Annotated in this window: 16 protein-coding genes; all 16 read left to right on the plus strand. The window is 50.0% G+C overall.

Going from position 1 to position 14059, the window contains the following annotated elements; all coding sequences use genetic code 11:
- Positions 1 to 1137 carry an IpaC/SipC family type III secretion system effector gene (locus tag ACZRMS_RS24095; RefSeq protein WP_463997375.1) on the plus strand — a complete coding sequence of 379 codons (1137 nt, stop codon included), beginning with the start codon at positions 1 to 3 and terminating at the stop codon, positions 1135 to 1137.
- 15 nt (positions 1138 to 1152) lie between these two features.
- Positions 1153 to 2304: an IpaD/SipD/SspD family type III secretion system needle tip protein gene (locus ACZRMS_RS24100; protein WP_463997376.1), complete on the plus strand. Its 1152-nt coding sequence runs from the start codon at positions 1153 to 1155 to the stop codon at positions 2302 to 2304.
- 227 nt (positions 2305 to 2531) lie between these two features.
- A complete protein-coding gene (locus ACZRMS_RS24105) occupies positions 2532 to 4340 on the plus strand; it encodes a hypothetical protein (RefSeq protein ID WP_463997377.1) in 1809 nt (602 codons plus the stop codon).
- Positions 4341 to 4346: 6 nt separating this feature from the next.
- On the plus strand, positions 4347 to 4610 hold the full coding sequence (locus ACZRMS_RS24110; protein WP_463997378.1) for an acyl carrier protein: 264 nt from the start codon (positions 4347 to 4349) through the stop codon (positions 4608 to 4610).
- A 247-nt stretch (positions 4611 to 4857) separates the two neighbouring features.
- Complete coding sequence (locus ACZRMS_RS24115; RefSeq protein ID WP_463997379.1) at positions 4858 to 6519, plus strand: winged helix-turn-helix domain-containing protein; 1662 nt, start codon at positions 4858 to 4860, stop codon at positions 6517 to 6519.
- Positions 6516 to 6980, plus strand: a complete 465-nt coding sequence (locus ACZRMS_RS24120; protein ID WP_463997380.1) for a transglycosylase SLT domain-containing protein — start codon at positions 6516 to 6518, stop codon at positions 6978 to 6980. Before ACZRMS_RS24115 ends, ACZRMS_RS24120 begins: the two co-directional genes overlap by 4 nt.
- Before the next feature lie 121 nt (positions 6981 to 7101).
- Complete coding sequence (locus ACZRMS_RS24125; protein WP_463997381.1) at positions 7102 to 8265, plus strand: PrgH/EprH family type III secretion apparatus protein; 1164 nt, start codon at positions 7102 to 7104, stop codon at positions 8263 to 8265.
- Positions 8266 to 8280: 15 nt separating this feature from the next.
- Positions 8281 to 8571 carry an EscF/YscF/HrpA family type III secretion system needle major subunit gene (locus tag ACZRMS_RS24130; RefSeq protein ID WP_463997382.1) on the plus strand — a complete coding sequence of 97 codons (291 nt, stop codon included), beginning with the start codon at positions 8281 to 8283 and terminating at the stop codon, positions 8569 to 8571.
- Between the two features lie 93 nt (positions 8572 to 8664).
- Positions 8665 to 8922: an EscF/YscF/HrpA family type III secretion system needle major subunit gene (locus tag ACZRMS_RS24135; RefSeq protein WP_463997390.1), complete on the plus strand. Its 258-nt coding sequence runs from the start codon at positions 8665 to 8667 to the stop codon at positions 8920 to 8922.
- 65 nt (positions 8923 to 8987) lie between these two features.
- Positions 8988 to 9296, plus strand: coding sequence for a type III secretion system inner rod subunit SctI (gene sctI, locus ACZRMS_RS24140; protein WP_463997383.1), 309 nt, complete (start codon positions 8988 to 8990; stop codon positions 9294 to 9296).
- Positions 9293 to 10021, plus strand: a complete 729-nt coding sequence (locus ACZRMS_RS24145; protein ID WP_463997384.1) for an EscJ/YscJ/HrcJ family type III secretion inner membrane ring protein — start codon at positions 9293 to 9295, stop codon at positions 10019 to 10021. Before sctI ends, ACZRMS_RS24145 begins: the two co-directional genes overlap by 4 nt.
- On the plus strand, positions 10005 to 10577 hold the full coding sequence (locus ACZRMS_RS24150) for a hypothetical protein (protein WP_463997385.1): 573 nt from the start codon (positions 10005 to 10007) through the stop codon (positions 10575 to 10577). The genes ACZRMS_RS24145 and ACZRMS_RS24150 overlap by 17 nt, the downstream gene beginning before the upstream one ends.
- Positions 10549 to 11268 carry an oxygen-regulated invasion protein OrgB gene (locus tag ACZRMS_RS24155; RefSeq protein WP_463997386.1) on the plus strand — a complete coding sequence of 240 codons (720 nt, stop codon included), beginning with the start codon at positions 10549 to 10551 and terminating at the stop codon, positions 11266 to 11268. The genes ACZRMS_RS24150 and ACZRMS_RS24155 overlap by 29 nt, the downstream gene beginning before the upstream one ends.
- Positions 11258 to 11698, plus strand: a complete 441-nt coding sequence (locus ACZRMS_RS24160; RefSeq protein ID WP_463997387.1) for a hypothetical protein — start codon at positions 11258 to 11260, stop codon at positions 11696 to 11698. The genes ACZRMS_RS24155 and ACZRMS_RS24160 overlap by 11 nt, the downstream gene beginning before the upstream one ends.
- 638 nt (positions 11699 to 12336) lie before the next feature.
- Entirely contained in the window at positions 12337 to 13059 is a 723-nt protein-coding gene (locus tag ACZRMS_RS24165; protein WP_463997388.1) for a hypothetical protein, read from the plus strand.
- Between the two features lie 259 nt (positions 13060 to 13318).
- A partial coding sequence (locus tag ACZRMS_RS24170) for a hypothetical protein (RefSeq protein ID WP_463997389.1) occupies positions 13319 to 14059 on the plus strand: 741 nt, incomplete at its 3' end.

The following is a 14059-nucleotide window of genomic DNA, read 5'->3' on the forward strand; positions in this document are numbered from 1 at the left end:
ATGGCGAGTGCATTGGGTAGTGCGGTAAGTAATTCGAGTATTTTCGCAAAAGCGCTATCACTTGAAACATCGGTTGATGTTAAAGCGACACCGGCGCGAGCGTTGTCAACTTTCGCGGGCAATGTCGGAGGTCAAGTGTTGGAAGGCAAGTCTGTGCATGCCATTGAACACATGACGGCTCAACAGCTGGATGATTTCATGAATACGTCTACGTTCAGTGAGTCGGATAGCCAAGTTATGATGGCCATGTTTCAGACTGCTGTTGCCCAGCAAGAAAAAGGTGCTCCCGGCGCTACGGGCAAAGACCCGGTAAACGACTTGATGAGTTTTGATCCGACAGCTTGGGAGAAGCACGTCGGTGTGTTGGTCGCGACGATTGTGGCCATCAATATTGCACGCCAGGTGAGTGGAGAGCTCTCGGGCAAGTTTGTTCAAATGGCTTATGAGTCGGCCCAGGCTCAAGGGATTGCCATCATGAATGGCGGTGAGGCCGCTATGTGGGCCGCCGTCACGGGTTCAGTGGTATCTGCGACCATGGCCGGGGCAGGTTCGGCAATTTCGATCAAGGGCAACATGGGGCGGCATGCTGATCAAAAAAACAACCTTCAATCAGCAATGAAAAGCGATAAAACGGTGGTTGACCTTCAAGTCCAGGCCCAGAAGGGGTCTGCCATCAAGGTTGAACCAGGGGCTACGAAGGTAACCGGTACCAACGCCAAGGGTGAAGTTGAAACCATTGAGTTGAATAAAAACACCAAGGAGTTGAGTGCCAGCGAGGCTGCAACGCTTGAAGCCGACATTCGTAAACATATCAATGAGGCTAAGGAATCGCGCATGGCGAGTGCCCTTCAGCAAAAAAGCATTGATAACAAATTGGTCTTGGGTGGGGCGCTGAGTTCTCTGGCCATGATTACCAGTGCCGGATTGTCTTCTATTTTGCGTCTCAATGAATACGCCGAGCGCCAAAAAGAAGTGTTGAATCAGGCCGAACAAAACATTAACAAGTCGGTCAGCGACTCTGAGAACCAGAGTTCGGCAGAAGACGCTAGTTTGATAGCCAAGATGCTGGATGCCATCCAGAGCCTGGTCGATGGTCGTAATGCAACGGTTAACGCCATCGCATCCGCTCGCGCTTAAATAAGGAGGACTGTCATGTCTTTTGCTGTGCAAGGAAACTCCCTCAATATCGTTCCCCGCTTCGAAATGTCCGAGAAGTCTGAACCCCTGTCGAGGACTGAAGTGGTGAGTCAATCTTCGAGTGTGAATACAGCGCAAGGGCAATCTTTAAAAGGCATGGCAGCGTCTTTAGACCGCTATAGCGAGCGGTTGCGGATCGCTCGGGGGCAAGCTGATGCCGTGGCCGTTGCGGTAACGACAGCAGCTTGCGGTATCCCTGTCTCCGGGCAAGGTGTGGCCGAGTTCGTGCACACCACACAGGTCAAGAGCGCTGAGGCTGTTAAAAGCTTGTCTGCACTGGGTGATTCATTAGAAGGGTGTCAGGTTCAGGGGCATTTGCTTGAGGCAGAACAGCGCAAGATGCTAGCCAGTTTTACATCGCCAGCGTGCGTGGATCCTGAGTTCGCGGCTGAAACACTTAAACAGCTGCAAGCTTTGCCGGGTGGGCCTGTTCAAAACAATACCTATCAGCGTGCGGCAGCCAGTGGAACAAGTGATTTCTTTGCTGACCTGAACAATATGATTGACTTTATCAAGGGTGGATACCTTTCACCCTATGAGGTTTTGCTGACACGTTACACGGCCTTTTACAAGCAATTTAATGAAGATGTCATGTCCAAAATGGGGGGGTGGGTCACAGGCAAAGATGATGGCAAAAGGATTGAAGTCAATGGAGACCTTTACAGTGAATTGGAGAGTTTTACTAACCAATATAGCGTTTTAGCGCAAGACATACTTTATCCATCGGGAGCGAATAATATATATGGAGGAGTGGGTAAAGATGAAGCTGAAAAGTGGGCGCAGGCATTTGGTCAAGATAAAAGTAATATCGCTCAACTTCTTGATGGTAGTTATGTTGTAAAGTTGGACATGGGGCCAATCAATTCAATGATGAGTGGTCTCGATGCACTGGGTATGAGAGATACTGTAACCCTAGACTCCGCAAAATTTCAGGCTTGGCAAACAGGTTTTAACACCCAGGAAAGTGAGCTTAAAAATAAACTGCAAATGTTCACCACTAAATACGGTAATGCTAATTCGTATCACGAGAATTTTAACAAGATATTGTCTTCTCAACTGAGTCAATATGCGGAAATGCTCAAGGCGATTGTGAGTGGGATTGGCTAAAGCCTGTGGACTGGCCGGCGAATTCACATCCTGTTTTTTGCTAGGGCGTGGTGTTTAAGTGCAGTTTCATTTCTGAATAAAAGGCGCGTGTTCTGTGGAGCTCGCGGTAGCTGATTGTCGAGGGTATAAAAGTGAATTTAAGTGTTGCGAGTCACTCGGGTTCAGCGCTGTCACTTCCTGCTTCTGAGCATGGAGGGCGGAACCAGCGCAGTGTGACCGGCGCGTTGATGAATGCGGGTAATGTCAGTAGCTCATTGTCCGCCGCGGCACCTGCGCCATCTGCGCAGGCTTGCGCGACATCTCCAGCAACGCCAGCGTTTACATCAGGTAAAGAAGCCTATAACCACTTGGCGGGTGAAGCGTTGAAAGCCGTTGGCGTCGCTAATCCTGATGCGTTGGTGGAAGATGAAAGAGCCAGCGCAGTTAAACTGAAAGAGCACGTGGTCAATGTTTTTTTTCTGGGGATGACATCGGCTAAAAATAGCGAATCCTATAAAGACGCAGAGTGCATGTTAAAAAAAGCAGTCAGCGCTTATGCCAAGCATGGTGAGCACGGATTCTCTTCAACTTATCGGAGTAAAAATGCTGGCGGCCACGCGCTTCATACCCAGTTAGAGGGTAAGATCACATCATTGATCAGCGATAACAGGGGTGTATTTGACGTTGCGGCAGACTTTATTCAGAACGGTTATCTGAAGGAAGGGCTCAGTCAGGCACAGGCCCAAAGGTTGGGTCAGGGTTTTACTCTGAGTAGTCAATCCGCAGCTGATTGCGGTAACTATGGTAATGCGACTCAGCCGGCGGGTAGCGCCCTTGCCGTGAAGTTAAATGCCAATGCGCAAGGTAAGACAGCGGATCATCTGGCTGATTTCACTTTCGCCATGCTTAGCCAGCCAGAGCTTCATGCGGGTGTCAAAGAGGGTAGGAGTGAGTCGCCATTGTCTGCGCAAGCAAGCCCCGACGCCGGGCCATCTGACACAATTGATGGATTAAATTCGCAGGGGATGCCAGGTGGTAAGCGGCCGACAATGTCGGGTGGCACTGCTTCAGTGGGGGATATCACACTCAATGTTGATAACACCGGATTGACTAGGGCGCAGGGAGAGCCCCTGGCGCCACTCTTGAGTCAAGCCCTGGACATAATCAGCCAACAAGCAAAATCAAAAGATTTGCTCTTGGATAGACTCGTTGATCGACTTCTGAGTACTCGTAATGCTGAGCAAGGCGCCATGCATGAGTCAGTTGTTTTCAAGACGTCGAGTCTTCCCCACATGTCATCAGCTGAACAAGTTAATGTGTTTGAAGAAGTAGAAGTGCCCTTTGTGCTCAGTCGTAGAGTGGAATCTCAGCCAGTGACTGATTTTGTAGAATCAGCGGCTGATACCGAGGCTACTAATTCTAGTGTTAATAGCGATTCGGTTGCTCAAGGTGTAGTTGAAAGGTATGAGTCAGGGGGTCGATTTAAAGTTGATAACCTATTCTCTGACAGTGGAAATGTCGTGCCTGGGGTTGATACCGTTGATTATGCAGGCGCGATGGGCACAGCACATCAGGCATTTAATAGTGAATTAAACCCCTCTGCGAGTGTTTCTGGTATTAAAGAAATTGACGCATCACAACCGGTTTGGACAGGCACTTTCCGCCCGTCGGAGTGGGATGCTAATTCATTGCCTAAGAATATGGAAGTGGTGAGGCGTTTCAATATCCTGGGTCGGGATGCATCTAAATCTGGCAATAAAATTCTGGGCGAGGAGATTGCCCGATTCGTACCTGGATTTTCCCCCGAAGGTAGAGAGTTTCGTGCATGCCTTGTTGAGGGTAAAGACCCTTCTAAAGCTGAGGAAGGTACTTTAGTAAAATCAATATTTACGCAAATTGAAAAGGATAATCCACGCTTCGCAGGGCAAATAAAATCACTGTTTATTAGCAATGATAATTACGAAACCTCTCGCACCCTCTTGCACCGAATGAATCGCATCATAACGTCGCCTGGAAGTTCAACCAGTATTTTGGGTAATCCTACATGGAAAAGGTAAATACGTTTGAACAGGGATGACGTAAGCGTTTTGATCGGTGAACTCATTGCTCGCAAGTTGTTAATTGATACACGTGCCGTGTTACCACGCTCTCGGTTAGTTGAAGATCTGGGGGCGGATTCGTTGAATATTCTGGAGATTGTTCTGGACATAAACGATCTGCTGGAAATTGAAATACCTGTTTACGGTCTTGCACGGGTGCGCAGGGTCGAGGACTTCACCACATTGGTAAACGAAGTGCTTCCACTATCAGCGTGTGTTGCCAGGTAAGGTGAACCTTTTTAGTGAGCGAGTGTTTAAGAAGAATCCACGCTGCTTAGGTGTGGTTTTTAGTAAAAATGTACGAAATGTCAACAATATAGCAGGAGCTTATCCTTTTTTTGTAGGAACGGTCTGATATCGGGCTTGCTTTCTTCTCCATACAGTAAGCCGTCTGAGAAAGGGGGGCTGTCCCTTTTCGCGTTATTGGACTGAAGCCAAGGCAGATTGCGTGTTTTTGGAGGGGTGATATTACGTTATGGAGTGGGTTTTCGATCAATCGTCGGCGCCGTCATTTATATTCGGCTCGTGGATACTGCAAGGCGATGGATTGCTTTTGCATGACGGTAATGGATTACACCTTCCCCCCAAAGAGTTACACGTATTACGCCTGTTACTTGACTCGGCGGGCTCGTTGGTAAGCAAAGACACTTTGCTCGATCAGGTATGGCCCAACTGTGATGTGGCCGAGGAATCTTTGACGCGCTGCATCTATGCATTGCGCAAAGTGTTTGGGCGGCAGAATGAGCACATCAAAACAGTCTATGGCAAAGGCTATCGCTTTGTCGGTGAGGTTGTGGTGCGTAAAGTTGAGCCAACTCAAGTGTCGGTTCCCTCTCTGCTGGTGCTGCCCTTAATAGCTCACGGCGATTGCTGTGGCATGGACCTGCATTGCGAAGTCGTGCGCATGTTGGCCACCACCTTTGGTGATACTTTGCGGGTGATGCCCTTTGGGTTAACCGTCGACCCCGTGCAGGGGCATGACCGCCTGGCACTTATTGAGAGAATGGCCCCGGATTATTACCTGAGTGCCCGTTGTATTGCGCGCGAGGGGCGTTGGTCCTTGTCGATCGAGTTGGTGCGCGGTCGGGATCATGCGTTGTTGCACAGTCAAGATCTGCTGGCTTTCAACGATCGCGCTGAGGTCTGGCAGCAACTCGCTACGTTGGTCGCACAACGGGTACCAGGTTTGCGGCCAGGTATCTCTTCATGCGGTTCGTACCCACTGGCGCTGGCCTATCTCAATGGCTTGCTCGGCCTTCAAGGGTTTACGGCTGAGAGTATTGCGCAGGCGCTGGTTGAGTTCCTCAATTGTATTCAGCTCAATGCGACCTATGCGCCATCATGGTGTGGGCTGGCGGATACCTATTTGGCCATGGCCATTCGTGAAATGAAGTCGCAAGACAAAGCCCTGGCCTTGGCGCGCGCGGCACTCAGTCAGGCGCTTGCCCTAGAGCCGGGGAATGTCGAAGCTGCGGTTAGACTGGCGCTCATTACGACACTACAGGGTGCGCCTGACGCTGGCGAACTAATGTTTCGCACTGCACTTTTGAGGGGGGACCGTGCGCAGGTGCGTTACTACTACGCATGGCATAAGTGGTGCTGTGGTCAGCATGAACTCGCCTTGAAAAGCCTTAAAACCTCACTTGAAGAAGACCCGTCCTCAGTGTGTGCGTGGTTTTTGCGAGCGCGTATTACCCTTGATCTGTGCCCCAAACGGACACTAGAAGTGATTGACGCAGCCACAGTGAGCTTGGGGGGGGGGCATGAAGCGATATACGCACTCCATGCGCTCGCATTAGATCTGACAGGTGATGACAAGGCGGCATTAAATGTCTTGCGCCAAGCGCATTTGCTCGACGAGCAGCCTGCAGATTTAGGCCTCGCAGCCTGTTATGTGCTGGGGGCAACCGATGTCATCGCAGCGAGTCAACACTATGAAGCTTGGTGCCGGGCGGCTAATCATCCACCTATGTCTGCTGCGCAACTCACTGTTAAACGTCGACTAGACGGTGATCGTAGCGCGGCGGTTGTTTGGCATGAGCTTGAGTATGGTGCTGACCCTTGGCGCAGGACGCAATTGGGTGATCCGCGCTTGACTGGATTGGTCGAGGCGGGCCGTGAGTACTTGCAAGCATGAGCTGGCAAAAGTTAGCAGGCTTGATGGTGACTCAAGTCTGGGCGGGCACGGTATCGGCGGGGTGCTGGCTCGACGTTGCCGATCGCTATTCCATTGAACCTGAGTTGCTCTACGCCATTGCTAAAGTTGAATCGAAGCTTGATCCGCAGGCGGTGAATCACAATCGCAATGGGTCGCGCGATGTAGGGCTTATGCAAATAAACAGCATTCATATGCCGCAATTGCGTGCTCGGGGCATTACTGAGCAACGCTTGTTGAATGAGCCGTGTCTGGCCATTGATGTCGGTGCTTCAATACTGGCTCAGTTTATTTCCAAGCACGGTTATAACTGGACAGCGGTAGGTGCTTATAACGCTGGAAGTTTGCCTGGCAGGGAACACCTGAGAATACGATATGCGCGAAAAGTCTACCGCTACTATCAGGAGTTGCTGGTCGATGAGCGCGCCGCCCTAAAATTCTGATCAGGGTAATCGTATAAAACCTAGAATGTGATCAGGATTGTGCGGGGTTCGGTTTATATGATGGAACCTATGATAAAGCGTCAGGCGCTTTTTAAAGGTACATGATAAAAGGGTGAGCAGCATGCAGGAACATCCTGTGTCGCAGTATGTAGTAAGGATATTTAATGGCCCGTTACAAGGTTGTGAATTTGTCCTGGATCGACGGCGAACTCTTTTTGTGGTGGGGAGCGAGGCGCAGTTCTGCGCCGGGGAGCATTTACCGACCCTTCCAGATGAAGCGTTGTATATACCGCTAGAAGCAGGCGGTTGTAACTTTGAAATCGTCTTCGAAGACAATATGCGTTCGGGATGCATGATCCGCGAGTTGGCAGGCGGTGAAGTGCATGAACGTGCGCTGCCCTTGCAAACACTGACCACAGTGGGCGCGTTACAGATTGCCGTGCGCTCGTCTGATGAGTCCTGGCAGAGTGAGTTGCTCTTGCCGCAGGCAGGCCCTGGCACGCCTTTAGTGGTGCGTGTGCCAGGAACGCGATGGCAGCAACTTATGGGCGGCACCCTGATCGCTGTGGTGTTGGGGGCGGCGATGTTTATGTGGGCAGTGTCGCGGCCTACTCCGGTGTCCAATGTTGAAGCGTTGCTCTCTGGAGTCAGTACGGATATGGCGGTGTTGTACGGTAGGGATAACGCGGTATACGTTTTCGCGAACTCTGAGCGCGATGCAAATTGGGGGCGTCAGGTGCTGGTGCGCAATGGCTACGCAGCGAATCAGGTATTGACCACCTATGACGAGCAATCCCGCTTGCAAGCGTTGCTGGCAGAGCAGTTGCCTGCCGTTAGTTACCACCGTCTCGATCTGGCCAATCCAGCAGAGCCTCGATTATTAATCAGTCGGCAGCGAAATCCTGCTACGGCTGAAATGAAAAAAAGTATTCAAGCGCACTTGCAGGCAGCCATGCCCTATGCCCGAAGCGTGCATGTGGTGAGCAGCGATGATAGTCAGTTGGTGCAAGTGGGTGAAGAAGGGCTGCGCCGTTTGTCTTTGCCTTATACCCGGCAAATAAACACGGACAGCGTGACGTTTACGATTGAGGGCAGTCTTGACGACGCACAACTGCAAGCATTAAGCCATTGGGTCTCCGAGTTTTACCAGCAATGGGGCGATCGCTATGTGCACTTTGCAATTGAATTAAAAGATGACTGGATGAAAGGCAAGTCCTTTCAATATGGGGCGGACGGCTACATAAAAATGACGCCTTCATCCTGGTATTTTCCGAAACCGTTGTAATTAATGAGGTGATTTATGGCTATAGATGCAGACAGTAAATACGTACCGGGTCCTGTGGCGGCAACGATTGAATTCCACAAGGATTTTATCGGTGGTGAAGCCCAGCAATTTGAAAAGGGTGCGGGTGGGCTTAAAACGGCACTTGACCAAGCACTCGACGCCCTGAAACTCGATGCGTCGAACCCGACTACGCTGGCCGCTTATCAGGCAGCGTTCTCTTCTTATAATATTTTCCGTAACGCGGCAACCAATACTGTCAAGGGTTTCAAAGAAATTGACACCGCCATTATTTCGGCCGCGCGTTAAAGGCGCCCAGTACAGGCGGTTAGGTTTCGCGAGTCTGTTAACGCCTGGATGGCGTGGCAAAATTAACTATTTGTACAATCTAGAGGGTGAATGATGAGTGTCGCAGGCGCTATTGTGTTTCATGGGGATTTTTTGGGTAAACAAGCGGATGGCTTCGAAACAGGCGCTAAGGACCTCAAGACTAAGCTGGATGAAGCCCTGACAAAATTGAAGGGGGACGCTTCTAATCCGACGACCTTGGCCGCTTATCAGGCCGCTTTTTCGTCGTATAACATTTTTCGAAATGCGGCAACCAACACGATTAAAGGTTTCAAAGAAATCGATACTGCCATTATTTCTGCGGCACGATAAGCGCAGTTTTTATATAACTGGTAGATGTCCTGACCTCTACCAGTTCTTTTTTCTGAGTACTGTATATGCCTATTTCTTCTGTGGCAGCTTCGAATGTCAGTTCGATCCAGATGGCCGAACTGGCGCACCCTGAATCCGCCGCTGTTGTGTCTCTTGAAGATCGTTTGATTGACAGTTTCGCCCATTCAGCGGTGGGTCGCGAAAGCGATAAGGCGAAAATCACTGCCATGCTGGCGCGTCCGGATCTCACTAATCCCGAAGTGTTGAGTGAGCTGCAAGTGATGACCGCGCAATACAACATTGATGTGTCGTTGCTCAATGCTTTGGTTCGTAAAACGGTCACCACGGCCGAAACCTTGCTGCGCTCATCATGAGGGCTTTTGGGTGTATTGTTTTTTTGTGCGTTGCGCTTATGGGCTGTCGGCAGCCGAGCCTGCTGGAAGGGCTTGATCAGCAACAAGCCAATGAAGTGGTTTCTGTATTGCAGCGCAACAACATCACGGCAAACAAGGTCAATAACGGCAAAACGGGCCATTCGGTTTACATCAAACAGGCTGATTTTGCAGCTGCAGTGGATCTTTTGACCTTGTATGCCTTGCCTTCAAAGCCGCGTGTAGAAATCGCTCAGATGTTCCCTGCTGACTCACTGGTGGCATCGCCTCGCGCAGAGAAAGCACGCTTGTATAGCGCGTTGGAACAGCGCCTTGAACAGTCATTGACCACCCTCGAAGGTGTGGTATCGGCTCGGGTGCATGTCAGTTATGACCTGGAGTCAGGTGAAGGCGGGCGTAAAGCGCCATCCATTCATCTGTCCGCACTGGCGGTCCATGAGCGTGACACTGAGCCACAATTATTGATTGGCGATATCAAGCGGTTTCTCAAAAACAGCTTCTCGTCCATGGAGTATGAAAACATCTCGGTGGTGCTGTCCAAGCGTGGGCAGATTCAACATGCGTCGCCTTCCCTGGAGCCGCGTGCCAATGACTTGACTTGGTTGTATGGGGTATTCGCACTGCTAGTGCTAAGCGCTGCGGGAACCGGTTATTGGGTATACCGAGAAATAAAGCGTAAAGGGGCCGCGAATGCTGAATCGAGCTGAGGTGTTGCAAGCCATCCTTGATAAACCACTGGATTATCTGCACCCCCATCGAGGCGTGCTTCCTGTGATGTTTGATAATCCCAGCGCACGTACTGCGCTAAACCAAATGTTATTGCGCAAACTTGGATTGGCCTCGACCGACCCGCATCAGTTGGAGCGTAATTTCTGGACTGAGCAGTGGATAAAAAATTGGTCGCTCTTGCCATCTGTGGCGCGGCTGATGGGCGCACAACTGTTGTGGCCACAGTTGGCCAAGGGCGCTCGTATGTTTCAGTTGGAACCGCAATTACGTGCTTTTGCCAGGGTCGATCTTGGGCATCGGGCACCAGGCAGCGTCAGCGATAAGGATGGTCTGGATCAGTCAATTGCAGCGTTAGGCCTTGGGGCGCTATTAGCGTGGGATTCGCACATTCCACAAGCACTTATGGAACGCATGCTCTTGCAGTTTGCCCCGGCGGTGGTCACGTTGGAGCAAAGCTTACAGGCGCAAAAACCCAACTCGTCACTTTTTATCCTGGCGGTACAACATGCTCGAATCCATCAGAACGCTGATTGATACGCCCGCGACAAATGATCTTTTGGTGAAGCGTGAAGATCGGGTTGCAGCCCGTCATCGCCGGCGACTGCAACAGCAGGCCCATGAGCGGGCTAAAGACTGTGTAGCGCAAGCACAGGCAGAGGCGGAAGTGGTTCGTGCCCATGCATTCAAAGAAGGGTATGCCCAAGGTATGTTGCAAGTGGCGGGCGATCTTAGCCTCATCCTCTTGCAAGCGCGAAAGTTGGCGACCACATTGCAAGCACAGTTGGAAGCGTCCGCGCGTCAGCTCTTGGGTGATGTGTTGATGGATGATCAGTTGCTTGACGGGCTGTTACAGCGTTTGCATATGCGCCATGCCGGCGCCGTTGAGCCGGTGTTGCAACTGGTTTTACCACAACGTTGCCGACCTCAAGAGGCTGCGCTCAAAGCCACGTTGAGTAACAGTGGGGTAGAGCGTTTTGATATTGGTTTTCATGCGCAGGAGCGGTATTTGATTCGTCAGGCAGATCAAGTTATTGAGCTTGATATCCATGCGACTGAAGAACGACTTACACCTCGCTTACTCGCCCAGCTTGAATGTTTGCCCGACAGTGTGCGCGAACTTGATGACGCCTCGATGCAGCTTTTTATTGGTTGGGCAAATCGGTTAGCCAGTGCGACTCCCGGTGCTGCAAGTGCTCAGAAGGAACCGCTAGCCGATGAACATTAATCACCCCTTGCCTGTGGGGGCTAGCCACTCAGGTGGTCGAGCATCTGCTGAATCAGCTGTACCGCTGGAACATCGAATGAACTTAGCAGAGCCGGTGGTTAATCCTGAGTTCGAGTGTTTTTATGAGGCGTTTCTCGCATGGCTCAAAAGCACAGATGATTTGCCAAAAAATGATATTCAGAACTTTCTGAAAAACTATGCTTCAGCGAGCGGTGAGTTGACCTATGGAACTACACAGCGGCAAATGGATGTGCTGACTCAGGTCATGGTCAAAATGAAAGCGCAAAAACTTCAGAATGAGGGTATCTACAAGGAGGTCGAAGTGGCTCGTGTACAAATCTCCGCCGCGAACATGCTGATTCAGGAGTTCATGATGGATATTTTCAAACCGTCTGATGATGATGACAGTCGCGAAAATGTTAACTGGTGAAACTGCCAGATGGGCCGTGTGAGCGATATGTTATAGCCCGATATGGCAGTGATTGACATAGTCTCTCTAGCGTGGATCAACAGGAGTTCTTCATGCCCGTCTCGCGACTATATCCCTTGAGCTTTGGCCGGCGAGCCCTATCGGTAGCGTTATTTACGACGCCTAGTTACGTGTTAGCCTCCCGTGTGCGCCGATGCAGGGCAGACAGTAGCCATTTATATAAGTTAACCCATCAGATGTGTGAGGTGCTCACGCTCAGGCATTTGCAATTTGTACAGAGCTTATGTACATGCCGCGGCCAGGAGGCGCTCAGAACATTTTCGCAACTCAAGGCCGCGCGGCCAAAAGATACCGTTATTGAGGTGTATGGAGAAGTTTCAACCTACTGGTTACCTCGTTGGCGTGGCGATTATTCAATTGTTATAGCGACAGGGTCGACAGTGTTCAGGGTGTGAAGAGGCCATTCATATTGCTCGGGTTGCACGTATGCCTTTAGTCAATACTGTCGGCAAAATACAGGGGGGAGTGACGAGATTTAATAATAATCAAAGTCGTGTTAAGGCTACTTTGTCTTTTGGTAGATGAAGGTGTCATATCTTAGGTTTGTATGTGGTGTCAGTCAGGAAGTTGAGGTAGTTATGTCAATTGGTTCTATGTTGTTTCCGAATCGCATCCGCACGGCGGATTCATTTGGAGACATGCTTGATAAAAAGTCAGGTAATAAGTCGCTGAGCACTAAAACCCAAGAGCACTTGATAAGTGCGCTAAACAGAGAGTCAGGCCTGGCACGTCCGTATTGCCAGTTGATTGTAAGTGATGCGACGTACCTGCGAGATGGGCGAGTAACAAGCAGTGCCGAGTACGCTTCGAGGTACCCTATTGACGGATGGTTGCCGGTTATAGATCCAAGTCGTGACGATGAAGACGCGCCAAAAGTGCCGCAGTCTGTGCTAGAAAAAGAACGAAAGGACTTGCTAGAATATTCCGAACTGCGTGCTAAGTATATAAATACTGCGGACAAGTTGAGAGACAAGCTGCTTCAGGGGAAATCGTCAACCCCAAGTAGCCCCTTGCAAGGGATGCTTGCGAGATGCGAACTTCTGGGGAAATATTCCAGCGGGCCAACTCCAGTGGCTGCAGAGCTTGAGGCCGCGCGTGGAAAATATAATTCCAAGAGTGAAGGCGGAAAGAATGTACTCTTCAAGCGTGTAGAAATCTTAGAGTTCTCTCCGCAAGATGAAATCAATGTCCCGAATGATAACGGTGCTCTCAAGGAGCCGCTAAAAAGCGCACTTAAAGGTTCGGGTCAAATTGCAACTGTAGGGGTAGTTAATGTTGAAGATAGTAGTACCCGGCTATAAATTTAGGCGCTGATTTGCAACGTTGATATGGGTGTGTATGCGCACATAGATATTGCATCAATTAGCCTGTGAGCCAGTTCAGGCGTTGCCTTGGACTGGCATCATCGGTCTCTGTGGATGTGTGTTGGCACCGCAAGGCAGGACCCCAAACTAGCAAACATTAATCTGAGCGTTGTGGGATTTGCAGTACGCTATTTTCTTCGATAGTCATGCTGTTTGCTAATCATTTATTGCGTAAGGTGCTGTGAGGGAGTGTGTGATGAGGAAGATTGCGTTTTGTTTGGTGGTGTTTGGGGGAGCAGACATAGCTCGCGCGACAGCATTTGAAGATATGAGTATTTCAGAAAAGGCTGATTTCTTACGGGAAAATCTTAATAGTACGATTGGGTTGCTTGTCAAGTATATTGAGCCGATAGATGCGGTTAAAAGTAAAACAGTTGTAAATTCCAACGACATTGTCCGCAATAGAAATCACGCAGAAGCGTTGATAAAAGCGGTTGATGATAAGGCGGTGTTAAATGCCAACGCGATTGATCGCAATCAAAAGTCTGCAGAGACTTCCATAAAAGCGGTTGATAATAAGGCGGTATTAAATGCCAACGCGATTGATCGCAATCAAAAGTCTGCAGAGGCTTCCATAAAAGCGGTTGATAATAAGGCGGTGTTAAATGCCAACGCGATTGATCGCAATCAAAAGTCTGCAGAGGCTTCCATAAAAACGGTTGATAATAAGGCGGCGTTAAATGCCGAAGCGATTGATCGCAATCAAAAGTCTGCAGAGGCTTCCATAAAAGCGGTTGATGATAAGGCGGTGTTAAATGCCAACGCGATTGATCGCAATCAAAAGTCTGCAGAGGCTTCCATAAAAGCGGTTGATAATAAGGCGGCGTTAAATGCCGAAGCGATTGATCGCAATCAAAAGTCTGCAGAGGCTTCCATAAAAGCGGTTGATGATAAGGCGGTGTTAAATGCCAGCGCGATTGATCGCAATCAAAAGTCT

This window comes from Pseudomonas sp. B424 (assembly GCF_055408345.1).

Bases quoted from the DNA above. Each gene is read 5' to 3' on its own strand.
- ACZRMS_RS24095 (WP_463997375.1), top strand. From the start codon at position 1: ATGGCGAGTGCATTGGGTAGTGCGGTAAGTAATTCGAGTATTTTCGCA.
- ACZRMS_RS24100 (WP_463997376.1), top strand. From the start codon at position 1,153: ATGTCTTTTGCTGTGCAAGGAAACTCCCTCAATATCGTTCCCCGCTTC.
- ACZRMS_RS24105 (WP_463997377.1), top strand. From the start codon at position 2,532: ATGAATGCGGGTAATGTCAGTAGCTCATTGTCCGCCGCGGCACCTGCG.
- ACZRMS_RS24115 (WP_463997379.1), top strand. From the start codon at position 4,858: ATGGAGTGGGTTTTCGATCAATCGTCGGCGCCGTCATTTATATTCGGC.
- ACZRMS_RS24120 (WP_463997380.1), top strand. From the start codon at position 6,516: ATGAGCTGGCAAAAGTTAGCAGGCTTGATGGTGACTCAAGTCTGGGCG.
- ACZRMS_RS24125 (WP_463997381.1), top strand. From the start codon at position 7,102: ATGCAGGAACATCCTGTGTCGCAGTATGTAGTAAGGATATTTAATGGC.
- ACZRMS_RS24130 (WP_463997382.1), top strand. From the start codon at position 8,281: ATGGCTATAGATGCAGACAGTAAATACGTACCGGGTCCTGTGGCGGCA.
- ACZRMS_RS24135 (WP_463997390.1), top strand. From the start codon at position 8,665: ATGAGTGTCGCAGGCGCTATTGTGTTTCATGGGGATTTTTTGGGTAAA.
- sctI (WP_463997383.1), top strand. From the start codon at position 8,988: ATGCCTATTTCTTCTGTGGCAGCTTCGAATGTCAGTTCGATCCAGATG.
- ACZRMS_RS24145 (WP_463997384.1), top strand. From the start codon at position 9,293: ATGAGGGCTTTTGGGTGTATTGTTTTTTTGTGCGTTGCGCTTATGGGC.
- ACZRMS_RS24150 (WP_463997385.1), top strand. From the start codon at position 10,005: ATGCTGAATCGAGCTGAGGTGTTGCAAGCCATCCTTGATAAACCACTG.
- ACZRMS_RS24155 (WP_463997386.1), top strand. From the start codon at position 10,549: ATGCTCGAATCCATCAGAACGCTGATTGATACGCCCGCGACAAATGAT.
- ACZRMS_RS24160 (WP_463997387.1), top strand. From the start codon at position 11,258: ATGAACATTAATCACCCCTTGCCTGTGGGGGCTAGCCACTCAGGTGGT.
- ACZRMS_RS24165 (WP_463997388.1), top strand. From the start codon at position 12,337: ATGTCAATTGGTTCTATGTTGTTTCCGAATCGCATCCGCACGGCGGAT.